The sequence below is a fragment of the Bacteroidota bacterium genome, from assembly GCA_039111535.1.
GTDB lineage: Bacteria > Bacteroidota > Rhodothermia > Rhodothermales > JAHQVL01 > JBCCIM01.
This window is the reverse complement of sequence record JBCCIM010000043.1, coordinates 20,438-35,929: the sequence shown is the minus strand read 5'-3', so window position 1 is coordinate 35,929 and position 15,492 is coordinate 20,438. Positions and strand designations below refer to the sequence as shown.

The following is a 15,492-nucleotide window of genomic DNA, read 5'->3' as shown; positions in this document are numbered from 1 at the left end:
TTAAAATTATCAGCGACACGACAAAGCACCCAACATTTGCCAATGATGTGTGGGTGACCAATGGCGGGGTACGGTTTTTTGCAGCGTTTCCTATTTGTACCTCTTCGAAGGCACTCATCGGTATGTTCTGCGTGCTGGATAGCGAACCACGCAAGCTCACAAGCGACCAGCATAAAATCTTGAACGACTTCAGTGGGATTGCCTCCGAAGCTGTGTTGCTCCGTCTGGAAAATTCACTTATCAAACAAGCTTCTCAGAAAATCCAGCATTCCAAGGTGCGGTATGAGAAGCGGCTGGACCGTGTTGTATCCAGTTTGCCCGTACCGTTTTTCGCCGTTGATAAAAAAGGGAATGTGCAAACCTGGAATCGGGCATGCGTAGATAGTTTTGGGTATACCCATACAGATGTGGCAGGAACGCCTGTGGTGAAGTTGCTTTCTGCTGCCAATGCAAAAAATAAAATAGAGATGCTGGTGCAGCGGGTATTCAATCGCCGGCGCATCTCTGGCATTAAGCTGGCCGTTGGCACCAAAGATGGCGGACAGAAAGAAGTGCTGTGCCGGCTGTTTCCGTATTTCGACAGCGACGGGAATGTGGAAAAGTGCGTGTTTGTCAACACTGAACTCACCGCATCTCAGTGTTCCGATGAAGCATTCCACGAAACCCAGGAGCAGTACCGCGAAATTGCTGCAGATCTCATGCGGCTCAAGACAGCATTCCTGTCCAATATGAGCCATGAAATTCGTACCCCCCTGACCTCAATAATTGGTTTTGCAGATATCCTCGGCGAACAAGTTGATGATGCCAACAGGGAATTTACGCAGTTGATTGAAGAAAGCGCCCAGCGCTTGATGGATACCCTGGGTGCGGTCCTTGATTTGGCGCAGTTGGAAGCACATTCGCTGGAGATAAAACTTGAACCAACAGATCTGGTAGCGCACGCAGCGGAAGTAATCGCTGAGTTCAAAGAAATGGCTGAAGAGAAGGCACTTGACTTGCGATTAGAGACTGAAGATGATGTTGCCGCCGGCGTCTTCCTCGATCAGGATGCCCAGCGCCGGGTGTTGCACAACCTTGTCAGTAATGCCATCAAGTTTACAAGGAAAGGTGAAGTTGTCCTGGCCATCAAAGCGGATCAGGAATTTGTGCAAATGACAATCAAAGACTCTGGTATTGGGATTGGTAAAGAGTTTTTGCCGCACATTTTTGACGAGTTTCAACAGGAGTCAAAAGGCATTTCTCGCGTATTCCAGGGTAGTGGTCTGGGGCTTGCTATTACAAAACGGCTGGTGGAGTTGATGGGTGGTACCATCGAGGTGGAGAGCAAGAAGGGCAAAGGCACTACGTTCACAATTACCTATCCCCGCCACGTTACAGAATACCTGGCCGCCTAGTAAGGCACTGCGCGAACTGATTTGGATCAACTGGAAACAGGAATTGGACCTGAAGAATTCCTATTATGCAACGATGTTTTCCAGGTTTAATCCGTTTGCATGTCTACTCGCGAAAAACTTTCTCTCGAAATCAAGGCTGAAGCCAGGCGGCTGGGCTTTGATGCGTGTGGCATTTCTGAGGCAACCCAGCTAGATGAGGAGGCGCGCCGGCTAGAGACGTGGTTGAACGCCGGCCGGCAAGGTACCATGGATTGGATGGGACGCAACTTCGAAAAACGGGTTGATCCCCGTAAGCTTGTAGACGGTGCACAGTCCGTTATTTCGGTCTTGCAAAACTACTACCAGCCCATCCCCCATGTCGAAGATCCAGCCATTGGGAAAATCAGCCGCTATGCCTGGGGAGACGACTACCACTTTGTGATGAAAGAACGGCTCTTTGAGCTCTACAACTGGATTGAAACGCGCGTAGGAGAAATCAGTGGGCGTGCGTTTGTAGACTCTGCGCCTGTGTTAGACAAAGCCTGGGCGCGGCGAAGTGGCCTTGGATGGATGGGTAAACACTCAAATCTTATCAACCGCTCATTGGGCTCATTTTTCTTTATAGGAGAATTGATCCTTGATGTGCCACTGGCACCAGATGGGCCAATCCCAGACTATTGCGGGTCTTGTACCCGCTGTATTGATGCGTGCCCAACAGATGCGATATATGCACCCTACGCGGTTGATGCAAACCGATGTATCTCTTACCTGACCATCGAACATCGGGCAGATGATATTCCTGATGATTTACAGCAGAATCTGGAGAATTGGATTTTTGGTTGCGATGTGTGCCAGGATGTGTGTCCGTGGAATAAATTCAAGCAGCCAACCCAAGAGGCCCGCTATGCTCCGCGCGACGGAATGGTTGATACACGGCTCGAAGAATGGTTGGAAATTGATCTGGAGGCCTTCAGGAAGCAATTCAGAAAGAATCCGGTAAAGCGAACCAAATTTGAGGGTTTCAAACGAAACGTACGGATGGCAATGCAAGCTGCGCGTGACAGGACTGAGGACGACGCCCGGGGATAATTAGGTCAAATCCAAAAATGCCAAAAACAAAAAAGGCCGAAACCGACCTGGGAGGTGTGTCAATTTCGACCTAAAGGGCTTGCAGTAAAATCTATATGCATGTCGTGCGTCTGTTGATCATGTTGACGCACGCATTCAATTGCTTAATTGGTATACCCAATGTAGTGCACGACGGGCGGGCCGGCAATCACATACCCATGTGGTTTTAAGAAAAAAGATAGACAGGTACAGGGTATTTTGCCATCAATGTGGGTGAACTACCCATGCAGTTGGTAGAAAAGGCGCATAAGAAACAAGTCAAAGGCACATAGTTAGCCCGCCGCATCTTTGCTATAAAATCCTGCTGGAAGCCTATTTTATTGCACAACTGGTCAAACCACGCATCACGGTTATCGCTTCCTGAACGGCCAGCGCCTGTACTGTCAAGCATTTAGTGAGTTATCAAAGGCTGAATTTTGCCCAAATGAGATCTATTTCTTGGGCCCGACCCCATCCCGCGTTTTTCGCGCATGGACTAATTGCGTTATGCTGTTTTCTGCTTCTGGGAATAGAAGCACAGGGGAATAGTATACCCTACAGGCTCTACACCATTTCTGATGGATTGTCCCATGAGAACATTCAAACCCTGGAGCAGACGCCGGATGGCCGTCTGTGGGTAGGCACGTCTGCCGGTTTGAGTTTCTACACGGGTGCTGGTTTTGTCCCTGTTCGTTTTATTGACGCCACGAGTACCGTCAATATTTTAGAAATCGAACCGCTTGAAAATGACGACGTCTGGGTAGCCACGCGTCAAATGGGGATCTGGCACGTACGCTATCAACACGCAGTCCAACCGTTTCCAGAGCTTGCTGACATCAAAGCAAGCCGAATTCTTGCGCGAAATGATTCCCTGTACATTTATGCACAGGAAGAAGTTTGGCAAATATCGCTTACAGATAATGTCCTGTTGCAGCGCGATTATCGCTTCGAACCTTCCGGCATAGATCATTCTGTTGCCGGCGCCCTGATACCAAATATTGTAAGCGCTGATATTGCCGCAGATGGGGGCCAGTGGGTGTTGGATCACGCCAGGGGGCCGGGAAGATTACTGTCTGACGGTTCTATTCGATTCCTGGAGGATAAAATCAGAGAAGGCTGGTATGCGCTCCGTTTTGATGAAGCCGGCACGGCCTGGGTATCCCATCAGCAAGAAGGATTGTTTCGATTTAATCCAGAGACTGGCGAGCTAGAACAAGTTTTGGCAGAAGCCGGCTTGCGGCATATCTGCATTACGCCGAAAATGATTGTGGTGTCATCTTACAACCACGGCGCGCTGTTCTGGAATCTGATGAAAGACGGCCTGATGATGTCGATGAGCGAAGAGTCTGGGCTGCCAACAAACCGCGTCAACTGTATCTATCGGGATCATGAGGGCAATGCATGGATTGGGACGCAAATCGGCCTCGTTCAGATTAGCCATCTTGGTGTCATGCACATCATGGAAGTGCAGGACCGGCCTTTGCTTTCCCTGAATGCCGTATATAACCACCGCGACCAATCTGTGTGGGCAAGTTCTGATTCAGAAGGCCTGTTTCAACTGCACCCGATGCGCAAGTCCGTGCTGCCTGCCGGCGAAAACCGGTGGTCCGATCTGTTCAAGGGGGCGGATGGACGCATGCACGCGCTTGGCGGGAGTGGCTGGTTTACTTATGGGAACGATGGGGAGTGGGCACAGCGAGAAGCTTATGCCGGCGGGTACCATGGAGATGTAGACCGTAAAGGAAATGGATATTTCTGGCACGCTGATGGCATTTATAAACACAGGGCCGGCAAAACGCCGTCGCCAATGTTTCGCTGGCCGCTCGAAGAACAAGACTTTCATCGACAGACACTTACAGCTGACGGCGAACTTGTGATATGGGCGAATGGGCAGGTACTGAAGATTGATACCAGGCGCTCGTCTCGACAAATTAATGCGTACCCTGCTACGCTGGTACGGAACGTTGCAAATTACAGGAATACGTCGGTTAATGACATTGTTGTTGATCACCTTGGGCGCACGTGGGTTGCCCTTTTAAGCAGTGGGTTGTTGTGTGTTGAGGCTGATACCACAATGCAGTTGCTGCCTGATTATCACATCGAAAAACTATCGCTCGAAGGGGATAGTTTGCTGATTGCCAATGCACGGGAAGGCTTGTTTGTGTTCAACCTACCATCTGGTGGGAAGGCGAAAGGCCAACGCGACGGTAAAGCTTCACGTGATGCGGATATGCCTGAAGAACATCTTAAGAAAGATGCTGCGATTCGCTATCACCTGACCCAGTCTGATGGGTTGATGTCAACCACAGTTTCTGGTGCTGCGTTTACAAAACAATTTCTTTGGGTAACCCATCCGGGTGGGATAACGCAAATCCCACGGCGCTTGCTGAGTCGCGAAGCGCCCATCCCGCAGGTATTGTTGACCAGTATCAACTACAATGGTGTTTCGCGCTCCCAGTACAAGGATGTAGTACTCAAAGCTTCAGATACCAACATTGGCTTTGAGTTTAGCGCGACAACCTTTTCGCATCCTCATCAGGTTGAGTACCGGTATCGATTAAATGGGCTTCCTGAATCGGACTGGGTATCTACGAAAAAGCCCTCTGTGCATTTTGCCAGCTTGCCGGCCGGCTCCTATGAGTTCGAGGTCCAGGCTACAACCTCCAGAGAGTCGTATGGGGAATCAATCTCATACAATTTCGAAATACCTGTACCGTATTATCACCGCCCAATGTTCTGGATGACAATCATAGTCATCATGATGGTGCTCTCTTACTATTTGCATCTGTACCGATTGCGCTTGATGCTTCAGGTTGAGCGTACGCGTACACAAATAGCAATGGACCTGCACGACGATATTGGCAGCTCGCTAACAAGCCTCTCGTTTATGTCAAATCTAGCTTATCAGCGGACGCAGGAGAAATCTCCGAAAGAAGAAATTTCGCCCATCTTGCAGGAAATTGGTTCTATGTCGAGCGAACTGGTTGATAATATGCTCGACATTGTATGGTCTGTGGATCCGAAACAGGATTCGGTAGGGAGTGTGATTCAGCGCTTGCAGGCATTTTATCAGCGTGTAAACGATGCATCAGACATCACAGTAAACTGGAAAGTTGAAGACGGGGTGCGAAAAATAGCGTTACCACCTCGATCTCGGCGTAATTTGTATTTGATTATCAAGGAAGCAATCAACAATGCGATAAAGCATAGCAGTGCCGAGAGAATCGATATTGCGATGACCCAGGACCTCGTTGTGCTCCATGTAGTGATACAGGATTATGGAAAAGGGTTTGATACCGATGCTGTAGAGAAAGGCTATGGGCTTACGACCATGCGTGACAGGGCAAAAGAATCAGGCGCGACGTTTGAATTACGCGCGGCCGTTGGCTCTGCTACGACAGTCTATTTAAAATGGCCACTTCGTAAATATGCTTCCTGATCAGACTGAAATTGCAGAGTTAATACGTGTTGCTATCGTAGAGGATCACAAGACCCTGCGTGAAGGCATGGAGTGGATGTTGGGCTCTTCGAGCGGCTATGTGTGTATTGGTGCGTATGGGTCGTGTGAGGAAGCGCTGGCAAATTGGGAGAAAGATCCTTTACAGTCAGGCGATGTCGTGCTAATGGATGTTGGTTTGCCGGGTATGAGTGGTACGCAAGGTGCCGGCCAGGTCAAACAGCATTATCCCGAAGCGCAGGTGATCATGCTCACCATGCGGGATGAAACGGACATTATCCTGGAAGCAATTCAGGCCGGCGCAGTAGGCTATTTGCTCAAATCAACGCCGCCAAACGAAATTCTCCAGGCTATACAAACCGTTATTGACGGCGGTAGCTCTCTATCTGGTCCTGTTGCGATGCGCATCCTTGAGCAGTTCAATCCGAACAACAACAGGAATATCAAGGAGTTCAACCTCTCGGAACGTGAAATGCAGATTCTGCAGGGCCTCGTAGACGGCCTCACATACAAAATGCTGGCAGAATCCCTGTTTATCAGCATTGATACCGTCCGTTCGCATATCAAAAAGCTGTACGAAAAGCTGCACGTCCATTCTAGAAACGAAGCCGTCGCTGTCGCTGTGAACCGCGGTATTCGCCCAGAGCCTAAATAATCGAACGCGGATCCGGTTACACGCCTACGTCTTCTCTGGCAATACAACTCGGCAATAAAACAGGGCATTCCTTCGTCCAACCTTCCTTTCTATCAGGCAGACTATTATCTTAGGGAATACAACTCCTTTCCGATTGCCTGAGACAAATGCCCAGAACCAATATTGTACCCGCCTTTATCCTGATGCTGCTGATTGCCGGCAGTTCGTTTGCTTGTAAAAGCCCAAATCAATCCGCAAATGCCACACGTTCAGATGCTGTAATGAAACAGATCGCTGAAATTGATACGCCTGTTGCTGCCAAGAAACCCCACGAATTGGAAAAGCACGGTGATGTACGCGTAGATGATTATTACTGGCTCCGGGAGCGGGAGAACCCTGAAGTGATTGCATACCTGGAAGAAGAGAATGCGTACACAAAAGAAGTAATGGCGCACACCGAGTCTTTGCAGGATGCCCTGTTTGAAGAAATTAAAGGCCGCATCAAGCAAGACGATTCTTCGGTCCCTGTTTTCCGGGATGGATACTGGTATTACACACGGTATGAAGAAGGGTTGGATTATCCTATTTATTGTCGTAAGCGCTCTTCAATGGATGCAGAAGAAGAAGTGATGCTGGATGTCAATACGCTGGCAGAAGGGCATGACTACTTTTCAGTTGCCGGCCGTGCCGTAAGCGTAAACAATGATATCCTGGCCTTTGCAGAAGACAACCAGGGCCGGCGCATTTATACCCTCCGCTTCAAAAACTTGGAGACTGGCGCGTTCTACCCAGATGAAATTCCCATGGTTACGGGCAACATCGCCTGGGCCAATGACAACAAAACGCTGTTTTACACGCGTCAGGATCCGACAACCTTGCGTTGGGACAAAATTTATCGGCATGTTGTAGGTACGCCTGTTGCGGATGATGTTTTAGTGTTCGAAGAAAAGGAAGACACGTTTTCTGCCTATGTGTACAGGACGAAGTCTAAACGCTACATCGTCATCGGTTCATACCAGACGCTCAGCGCGGAGTACCGCTTTCTGGATGCAGATAATCCTGGTGGAGAGTTTGCCGTCGTGCAGCCACGTGAGCGCGGTCTCGAGTACGATGTGGACCACTTTGGCGATCATTTTTATATCCGGACCAACCTGGATGCAAAGAACTTCCGGCTTGTGCGTACGCCTGTCTCTCGCACAACAAAGGACAACTGGGAAGAGGTTCTGCCGAATCGGGATGACGTGTTGCTGGAAGGATTTGAAATATTTAAAGACTTCCTCGTAGTCAGCGAGCGAAAAAACGGATTGATGGAATTGCGCATCAGGCCGTGGGATGGAAGTGCAGAGCATTATATCGACTTTGGTGAGCCGGCGTACCTGGCCTATACCAGTGCCAACCCTGAATTTGATACACAAGTGCTGCGGTACGGCTATGCATCGATGACGACGCCCACATCAACGTTTGATTACGACATGGTGAGCAAAGACAAAACGTTGCTCAAGCAGCAAGAGGTTTTGGGGAGTTTTAGTTCGGAAGACTATGTTACCGAGCGATTGTATGCTCCGGCGCGCGATGGCGTAAAAGTCCCTGTATCATTGGTTTACAAAAAGGGCACTTCGATCGATGGTTCAGCGCCATTGCTGCTGTATGCGTATGGCTCTTACGGATACAGCATGGACGCCTCCTTCAGCAGTGCGCGCCTGAGTTTGCTCGACCGTGGCTTTGTCTATGCCATCGCTCACATTCGGGGTGGTGAAGAAATGGGCCGGCAGTGGTATGAAGATGGCAAGTTGTTGAAGAAGAAAAACACCTTCACCGATTTTGTCGATACAGCGGAGTACCTCGTTGCTGAGTCTTATGCGGATCCGGCGCGGCTCTTTGCGCAAGGCGGATCCGCCGGCGGGTTGCTGATGGGCGCAATCATAAACATGCGGCCCGACTTGTGGCGTGGCGTGGTTGCCGACGTACCCTGGGTAGACGTTGTTACGACCATGCTTGACGACACCATTCCCCTTACCACCAGTGAGTACGATGAATGGGGCAATCCAAACGACAAAACGTATTACGATTACATGCTTTCTTATTCGCCGTATGACAATGTGGAAGCCAAAGATTATCCCAACATGCTGGTTACCACGGGCCTGCATGATTCACAGGTACAATATTGGGAGCCGGCAAAATGGGTTGCTCGTCTGCGGGATGTAAAGACAGACCAAAACCGACTCATCATGAAAACCAACATGGATGCAGGGCATGGCGGCGCTTCTGGCCGTTATGAGCGCTACAAAGAGACGGCGTTTGCTTATGCCTTTATGCTGGACCTTGCCGGTGTCCAGGAGATTCTACCACCAGCGAATTAGGCTTTGGCAAAAGAATAGAAAAAGGAGCCAAAGCCGTATCCTGAGCAAAAGCGAAGGATCACTTAAATCCAGTTTGCCGCGAGCCTCGCTGGCAAAAGAATAGAAAAAGGAGCCAGGGCCTACTCGTAGGCTTACACACTTGGGGAATTGCAGAAAGGTAAACTGTAGCAGAGATATGTTATGCTGCCGGAAGGTAGATGCGGAAGGTGGAGCCTCTGCCTTTTTCGCTTTCTGCCTCGATGCGCCCATTCATCAGGTCGACCAGTAGTTTGGCAAGAGAAAGACCCAGGCCGGTCCCGGAGAAGTCTCTGTTCAAACGGGCATCTTCCTGCACAAATGGCGTGAACAGATGGTCCAGGTGCTCCTGAGACATGCCTACACCCGTGTCTCTGACTTCGATAACGGCAAATTCACCCTCACTACGCGTCGATAGCGATACCGTGCCTTCGTCGGTGAACTTAACTGCGTTGGATAACAGGTTTTTGAGCACTTGTTTTAGCCGCTTGGAATTCCCTTTGATCATAAGGTCTTCCTCGCTCAGACTCATCTCAAACGCCACATTTTTCTCACCCAGAAAAGCGCGTGCTTTTTTTGCCACGGGCAAGAGGGTGTCGTGTAATGAAATTGGGGAAAGGCGCAACTGGCGCATGTTCGAGAGATCGAACATCTCGTTGACCATGCCAAGGAGCCGTTGTGCATTCTCATGAATGGCTCCAACAAATTCTTTGATTTGCGGCGGCAACGCATTGCCGGTGGATGCTTCGTACTCCTCCAATTCCTGACTGAGAATCTCTGCGTACCCATTCATCACACCCAGTGGTGTGCGGATTTCATGGCTCATCATCGCAATGAAAACATTTTTCAATTGCGCCAGGTGATGGCCTTCGACGTCATGCGTAGTCGGGTCGGCGCTGTAATCGTCAGTTTGTAATACTTCGAACGTGAGTACAGCACCCAGAATTTTATTGCGGGCGTCGTGAACGGGTGATCCATTAACACGCAGACCATGCGGCAAATATTCGTCAGGTTGCAAGACATCCTGTGGTATTGCCATGCCTTTTGCCAGGAGGTCGCGAATCTGCGAGGTGAAAGACTCCGAAAAACCAAAGAGCTGGAAGACATTTTCAGAGATTTCGCCGCGCCCCTCTATATGCAGACAATCACGGAATTGTTGGTTGGCAAAAATGACATTACCAATACGATCGAGAAACAGGATACCCTGTGGTGCCTGATCAAGAAACGAATGATTTATCGAGGGGATTTTCTCAATAAGAGTCCTATAGCTAGACTCTCCTTTGCCTGAAGCCACGTTCTTCTCGTGATAGCCAACAATCAACCAACCGTTCTGACGTACAACGCCTGTACCAAGTACAGCACGTCCTTTTACGCTAATTGGAAAGGACAGGGTTTTTCCCTGTTGAAGGGAAGATAGGAGAGTTTTAGGAATTTTTCCGCCTTTTTTCCAGCCCCAGATCTGTTTTCCGAATGAATTGAGTTTTAAAATACCTCCATCATTTGCCACTTCTACAAGGGCAACGTCGTTGAGCTCAGGCAAGGTCTGTGCGACTTCTGAGTCGTGTTGGGCGAATATGTTGAATTCCTGAACGGTCATCCTTTCGGATTCGGAAACACTGATAGGCGATTAGAACCCTATGTGTTCAAATACGAGGCCAAAAGCCCTTTTATGCCGCCCGCCTGTCATTTCTTAACATTTAAGAAACACTACATCCCCTCTTCTTGCGCGTTGTTTTTCTCTGCAGGAACGATAATGCCCAGCCATAATACGCCACAAATCACCTGTACCAGGGCAAAACAGATAAATGCTTGTTGTAAATCAAGCCACGCCATTTCCAATACAATGCTTGCACAAAGGATAGATACGCTTTCCATAAACAGCACAAACAGCCACTCAGAGCCAAACACGCGCCCCCGGAGGCGGTCTACAGATCGTTGTTGTAGCAGTACGGTGGCAAATACCCAGTTTGCACCGCTCGCAGCATGCGCAGCTACAACGGCAAAGATAATCCAGGCTATGGAGGCGGTCCAGCCAACAGTAGCATAGAAAATTCCTGAGACAACAATACTGGCACCGAGCACAGCCGGCCATACGCGTTGATCTTTGAACAGCGCCCGCGATACAACCGGGCCAATGCCTGTGCCCAGCCCTCGGGCAAAAAACAGTACACCGATGCCAGCTGCCTCAGCGCCGGGCATGACTTCTTGTCCGAGTAAGGTGAGCATGTACACTGTAGCGCCGCCCCCCACAGCCCAGGTGGCTTTTGCCAGGGCAATCCGTCCTACGCGAGGTACAGCACGCATGTAGGCCCAGCCCTCTAGAATCTCCTTGTATGCAGACCGAATCAGGTTACCTGCAGCTGGCGCAACGGTGTCTTGGGGAATACGGGCTCGGAAAATGAAATAAGCTGAGAGCAAGTAGGTGATACTGTCGAGGATGAAAACAGTATCTGTTCCAAGATACTCGGTGGCCAGGCCGCCCAGGCCGGCGCCCAGGGCAAGCATGATAGACCATGTTGCTGCTGATAAAGCATTTGCCGTAAGCAGTTCGCGGTCTGATGTGATATTAGGGATTGATGCACTTTTGGACGGCAAAAATACGGCGCCCAGGACCACTTGCAACGTGATGAGGAGATAGACTAGCGGGACCTGCGATGCATCGTCGATGAAAATGAAGCCCAGCACAACAACTGCCCGCATTAGATCAGATACAATCATGATCTGTCTGCGGTTGTACCGGTCTACCAATACACCGGCCAATGGCGATACAAGCGCCCAGGGTAACAGCTTGAACAGGAAGATGGCCCCCATAGCCAGGGGGGAGCCTGTGAGGCCGGCCACGAGGCTGTAGAGCGCAATGGTGTTAAACCAGTCCCCAAGCTGGGAAACCAGGGTCCCCAACCATAGTCGCCGAAAGTTGGTATTCGACGAGATAAGGGTGAGGTACCCCACCTGTTCCTGTTTCGATGGATCAGCAGCCGAATTACTCAACGGTTTCAGGTGTTTCCTCTGCTGGCAACTGCGCTTCGGCGCTTTCTGGTCTCAGCAGCGGAAAGAGAATCACATCCCGGATGGATTCCTGGCCTGTCATAATCATAGCAAGCCGATCAATGCCAACGCCGAGGCCGGCTGTTGGAGGCATGCCATACTCGAGGGCGCGCAAATAGTCTTCATCAATTTGCATGGCTTCATCATCACCCTGGTCTCTGAGCGCCACCTGCGCTTCAAACCGCTCTCGCTGATCAATAGGATCGTTGAGTTCGCTGAACGCATTGCAAATTTCTTTGCCATTACAGATTGCTTCAAAGCGCTCAACAAGGCCAGGTTTGCTGGGGTGTTTTTTAGCAAGCGGACTCAGTTCTACCGGATAGTCCGTGATAAATGTCGGCTGAATCAGCGTCGGCTCCACAAACTCGCCAAAAATCTCGTCGATGATTTTACCACTACCCATCGAATCGTCAATTTCCAGCTTGAGCGCCTTACCAACCGTTGCCAGTTCATCCCGCGACTTCCCATACAGGTTGTGCCCGGTTTTCTCTTCAATTGCCTCGAACATCGGGATGCGTTTCCAGGGCCGTTTGAACGAAATAATATTCTCGCCAACCTGGGCTTCTGGTTTGCCGTGAATGGCTGTTGCCACGTACTCTACCATTTCCTCAACCAGATCCATCATCCAATTGTAGTCTTTGTAAGCGACATACAATTCCATCATGGTGAATTCTGGATTGTGGAAACGGCTTAGGCCTTCGTTTCTGAAGTCTTTGGAAATTTCGTAAACGCCCTCAAAACCGCCAACAATGAGCCTCTTGAGGTATAGTTCGTCGGCAATGCGCAGAAAAAGCTCCATGTTGAGCGCATTGTGATGCGTTGTAAACGGACGGGCTGAAGCGCCGCCGTAAACAGGCTGAAGCACCGGCGTTTCTACTTCCAGGTATCCTTTTTCATCAAGAAACTTGCGGAGCGCGGTTACCAGTTTGGCGCGTTGTACAAAGACCTCGCGTACATCTGGGTTCAACAGCAAGTCAACGTAGCGTTGGCGATACCGGAATTCTTTGTCCGTTACTTCGTTGTATACAACCCCTTCTTTTTCCTTGACAACTGGGATGGGCCGCAAGGCTTTTGCCATCAACTCAAGTGCGGATGCATGCACTGATACGTGCCCGGTTTTGGTGCGAAATACACGGCCTTTGATGCCGAGTAAGTCACCGATGTCAAGCAATTTCTTGAAAATGGTGTTGTAAAATCCTTCGGGCAGGGAGTCTCGAGCTACGTAAACCTGAATGGTGCCAGACGCATCCTGCAGTTCAATGAACGAAGCTTTCCCCATTACCCGTTTTTTCATCATCCGGCCGGCGATCGAGACTTCAAACAGTTCTTTGATTTCTCCATCCTCGTTTGGCTGATGCAATGCGTCGTCAAATTTGGCGAGAATCTCGCTGGCGTGTGCGGTGACGTCCCACGAAGTGGGGTAAGGGTTGATACCTGCTTCTTGCAGGGCCGCAAGTTCTTCTCTGCGGCGGGCTTCCTGTTCGGTAAACTCGGACATAAGGTTTTTGGTACAGCCTGATCCCCGCCATGCTGTTGTATTTCAGCCGGGGGAAAGGTGTTTGCTAAATGTTAAATGTAGCTCGCTTTCACGGCCACGCATGCACCGGTTGCTGAGATGTTATTGTGCAGGAATTGCACGGATCGTCATGGGCACGTCGTCCTTTGGACGATCTCTGCCATCAACAGGTATTGCACTGATCCGATCAAGAACGTCAAAACCGTCTACGAGTTCACCAAAAACTGTGTATTGCATGTCAAGCGTAGGAATGCCTCCTATTCGCGTATAGGCCTCGCGGGCTTCCGGGGAGAATCTGAAGTTGCTGTCTCTGATCTGGATGCCGATGTAGCGTTCTACTTCTGCGAGTTCCTGTGCTTCGTAAGCGCGGCCTTGTGCAATATAGAACTGGCTGCCACTGGAACGGCGTTGGGGGTTCACTTGATCGGGCTGACGGGCTGCAGCAATCGCCCCTTTTTTATGGAAATGATTCGACTTGAATTCGGGCGAGATGGTGTATCCGGGGCCACCAATGCCGTCATTGTTGGGGTCTTTATCTCTTGAGTTAGGGTCGCCACCCTGGATGATGAAATTGGCCATCACGCGATGAAACGTGGTACGGTCGTAATATCCGTTTTCTACTAATTTCTTGAAGTTGTCTCTGTGCTCCGGCGTGTCGTCGAAGAGGCGCAGCGTCATGTTACCAAGCGGCGTTGCGATCTCATACAGGTTAGAGGGAGGAAGCGGGGAAACCACCTCTGCCTGGATGGACGTGCTGGTAGAAGACTCTGTCAGATCAAATGACCTTGTTGGGGTAGTACCGTTGTTTCGTGAGATGCTGAACACCGCCGACGTATCTGCAGAGCGGCGGGACAAACTTGAATTTGCACCTGAATCGCGCACGCGCACTTCACAACCTATCAATAAGCTGCCTGCGGCCAGGAGTAAGAGATACTTGTACATTGTGTTGGAAAATTGAACGTTGAAGCTATCCGTTGTTGAGCTTGTCAAAGTAGGACAGAATGGCAACACGTAACAATTTTTCCTGTTCAGGAAGCGGAAGTTTTTTGAGGGGTATTTCCGTTCTTTCCCAAACGATCTGTCCATTTGAATCTTTACCGACACGTCTATAAAGGCCAAGTGTTTCAAAAGCGCAGTGTGTCCCTTCCATAATCAGGGCCTGCTTTTTCTTTTTAGACAGCTTGGGTTCGTAGCCGCGTTCCTGGGATTGAATGCCGATAAGAAACAAGATAGACTCAATGCCTGCCTGGCGACCAAAATGATCTTCTAGCCAGGCTAGCAACACCTGCCACCGTGATTCCAGTACCGTATGCTCTATTGATAACAGTTCATCAATGTTAGACGGCATGGTGGTAGGCTTGGTTTTAGGGGGTGCCCTATCACTGCCAGAACCTTGCGGGGTTAGCAGCGAATTTCGTCATCCAGTTGGGTGTGGTGTGTTTCCAGAAACTGGGCAACAATGGTTGCCAGCGATCTGGAGGGGCTATCTTTGTGCTGGCCGGAAACAATCTGATTTATCCAATCTCTGCCGGCATTTAATGTTTCGATGGCTTTTGCAAGGCAAAACCACCACGAATTTGAGCCATCGTCTTTGCCCATATCGCGCGGTTGCAGGTCAAGGATGCGAGACCCCTGGTCATTGAGCGCGTCACGTAGAGACTTTGTCATTGAGTCCGTGGATGCAAGCATGTGCGACATTTGCTCGCGGTGTGCGAGGGATATTGCCGCTTTTGAAACTGCAATTTCTTCTTCCCGAACGCGCTCGAGAATCTGTATGGCGGCAACAAGTACGGATTGGAAGGCGATGGAGGCTGTATTTTCACGCTCGAAAAGGGCGTCGAGCTTTTTGGTTGTTGTAAAATCTATTGCCAGTGCGGCGGGATTGAGGACTACACGTTCAGTACGGAGTAAATACATCACTACCTGGTGTATCGTTCAAGAATAGTGGTCTGTAGTGGGTGCAGTAGGTTGTTTGTAGTAGG

11 protein-coding genes are annotated in these 15,492 nt (G+C 49.9%); 5 read left to right on the top strand and 6 right to left on the bottom strand.

The genetic code is table 11. The features are described 5' to 3' along the window. The 5 genes from AAF564_09155 to AAF564_09135 form a co-directional block, all read left to right on the top strand. Positions 1-1,394: ATP-binding protein (locus AAF564_09155; GenBank protein ID MEM8485707.1), on the top strand; the 1,394-nt coding region annotated here is incomplete at its 5' end. A gap of 99 nt (positions 1,395-1,493) precedes the next feature. Then, the gene (gene queG, locus AAF564_09150; protein ID MEM8485706.1) at positions 1,494-2,462 is read left to right on the top strand and encodes a tRNA epoxyqueuosine(34) reductase QueG; all 969 of its coding nucleotides are present in this window, start codon (positions 1,494-1,496) and stop codon (positions 2,460-2,462) included. A gap of 463 nt (positions 2,463-2,925) precedes the next feature. Further along, the gene (locus AAF564_09145; protein MEM8485705.1) at positions 2,926-5,919 is read left to right on the top strand and encodes a two-component regulator propeller domain-containing protein; all 2,994 of its coding nucleotides are present in this window, start codon (positions 2,926-2,928) and stop codon (positions 5,917-5,919) included. Next, the gene (locus AAF564_09140) at positions 5,909-6,592 is read left to right on the top strand and encodes a response regulator transcription factor (protein MEM8485704.1); all 684 of its coding nucleotides are present in this window, start codon (positions 5,909-5,911) and stop codon (positions 6,590-6,592) included. Before AAF564_09145 ends, AAF564_09140 begins: the two co-directional genes overlap by 11 nt. Before the next feature lie 260 nt (positions 6,593-6,852). Then, entirely contained in the window at positions 6,853-8,931 is a 2,079-nt protein-coding gene (locus AAF564_09135; protein ID MEM8485703.1) for a S9 family peptidase, read from the top strand. A 178-nt stretch (positions 8,932-9,109) separates the two neighbouring features. Here AAF564_09135 and AAF564_09130 read toward each other — a convergent pair whose 3' ends face one another. The 6 genes from AAF564_09130 to AAF564_09105 form a co-directional block, all read right to left on the bottom strand. After that, positions 9,110-10,543 carry an ATP-binding protein gene (locus AAF564_09130; protein ID MEM8485702.1) on the bottom strand — a complete coding sequence of 478 codons (1,434 nt, stop codon included), beginning with the start codon at positions 10,541-10,543 and terminating at the stop codon, positions 9,110-9,112. A gap of 110 nt (positions 10,544-10,653) precedes the next feature. Further along, a complete protein-coding gene (locus AAF564_09125) occupies positions 10,654-11,937 on the bottom strand; it encodes an MFS transporter (protein MEM8485701.1) in 1,284 nt (427 codons plus the stop codon). Then, positions 11,930-13,492, bottom strand: a complete 1,563-nt coding sequence (gene lysS / locus AAF564_09120) for a lysine--tRNA ligase (GenBank protein MEM8485700.1) — start codon at positions 13,490-13,492, stop codon at positions 11,930-11,932. The genes AAF564_09125 and lysS overlap by 8 nt, the downstream gene beginning before the upstream one ends. A gap of 120 nt (positions 13,493-13,612) precedes the next feature. Next, the gene (locus AAF564_09115) at positions 13,613-14,452 is read right to left on the bottom strand and encodes a peptidylprolyl isomerase (GenBank protein MEM8485699.1); all 840 of its coding nucleotides are present in this window, start codon (positions 14,450-14,452) and stop codon (positions 13,613-13,615) included. A gap of 25 nt (positions 14,453-14,477) precedes the next feature. After that, positions 14,478-14,858 (bottom strand): hypothetical protein, encoded by a 381-nt coding sequence (locus AAF564_09110; protein MEM8485698.1) that lies wholly within the window; start codon positions 14,856-14,858, stop codon positions 14,478-14,480. 53 nt (positions 14,859-14,911) lie between these two features. Further along, positions 14,912-15,427 carry a hypothetical protein gene (locus AAF564_09105; protein MEM8485697.1) on the bottom strand — a complete coding sequence of 172 codons (516 nt, stop codon included), beginning with the start codon at positions 15,425-15,427 and terminating at the stop codon, positions 14,912-14,914. Between the last annotated feature and the right edge of the window lie 65 nt (positions 15,428-15,492).

Coding starts and splice junctions, on each gene's coding strand:
- queG (MEM8485706.1), top strand. CDS start 1,494: ATGTCTACTCGCGAAAAACTTTCTCTCGAAATCAAGGCTGAAGCCAGG.
- AAF564_09145 (MEM8485705.1), top strand. CDS start 2,926: ATGAGATCTATTTCTTGGGCCCGACCCCATCCCGCGTTTTTCGCGCAT.
- AAF564_09140 (MEM8485704.1), top strand. CDS start 5,909: ATGCTTCCTGATCAGACTGAAATTGCAGAGTTAATACGTGTTGCTATC.
- AAF564_09135 (MEM8485703.1), top strand. CDS start 6,853: ATGAAACAGATCGCTGAAATTGATACGCCTGTTGCTGCCAAGAAACCC.
- AAF564_09130 (MEM8485702.1), bottom strand. CDS start 10,543: ATGACCGTTCAGGAATTCAACATATTCGCCCAACACGACTCAGAAGTC.
- lysS (MEM8485700.1), bottom strand. CDS start 13,492: ATGTCCGAGTTTACCGAACAGGAAGCCCGCCGCAGAGAAGAACTTGCG.
- AAF564_09115 (MEM8485699.1), bottom strand. CDS start 14,452: ATGTACAAGTATCTCTTACTCCTGGCCGCAGGCAGCTTATTGATAGGT.
- AAF564_09110 (MEM8485698.1), bottom strand. CDS start 14,858: ATGCCGTCTAACATTGATGAACTGTTATCAATAGAGCATACGGTACTG.
- AAF564_09105 (MEM8485697.1), bottom strand. CDS start 15,427: ATGTATTTACTCCGTACTGAACGTGTAGTCCTCAATCCCGCCGCACTG.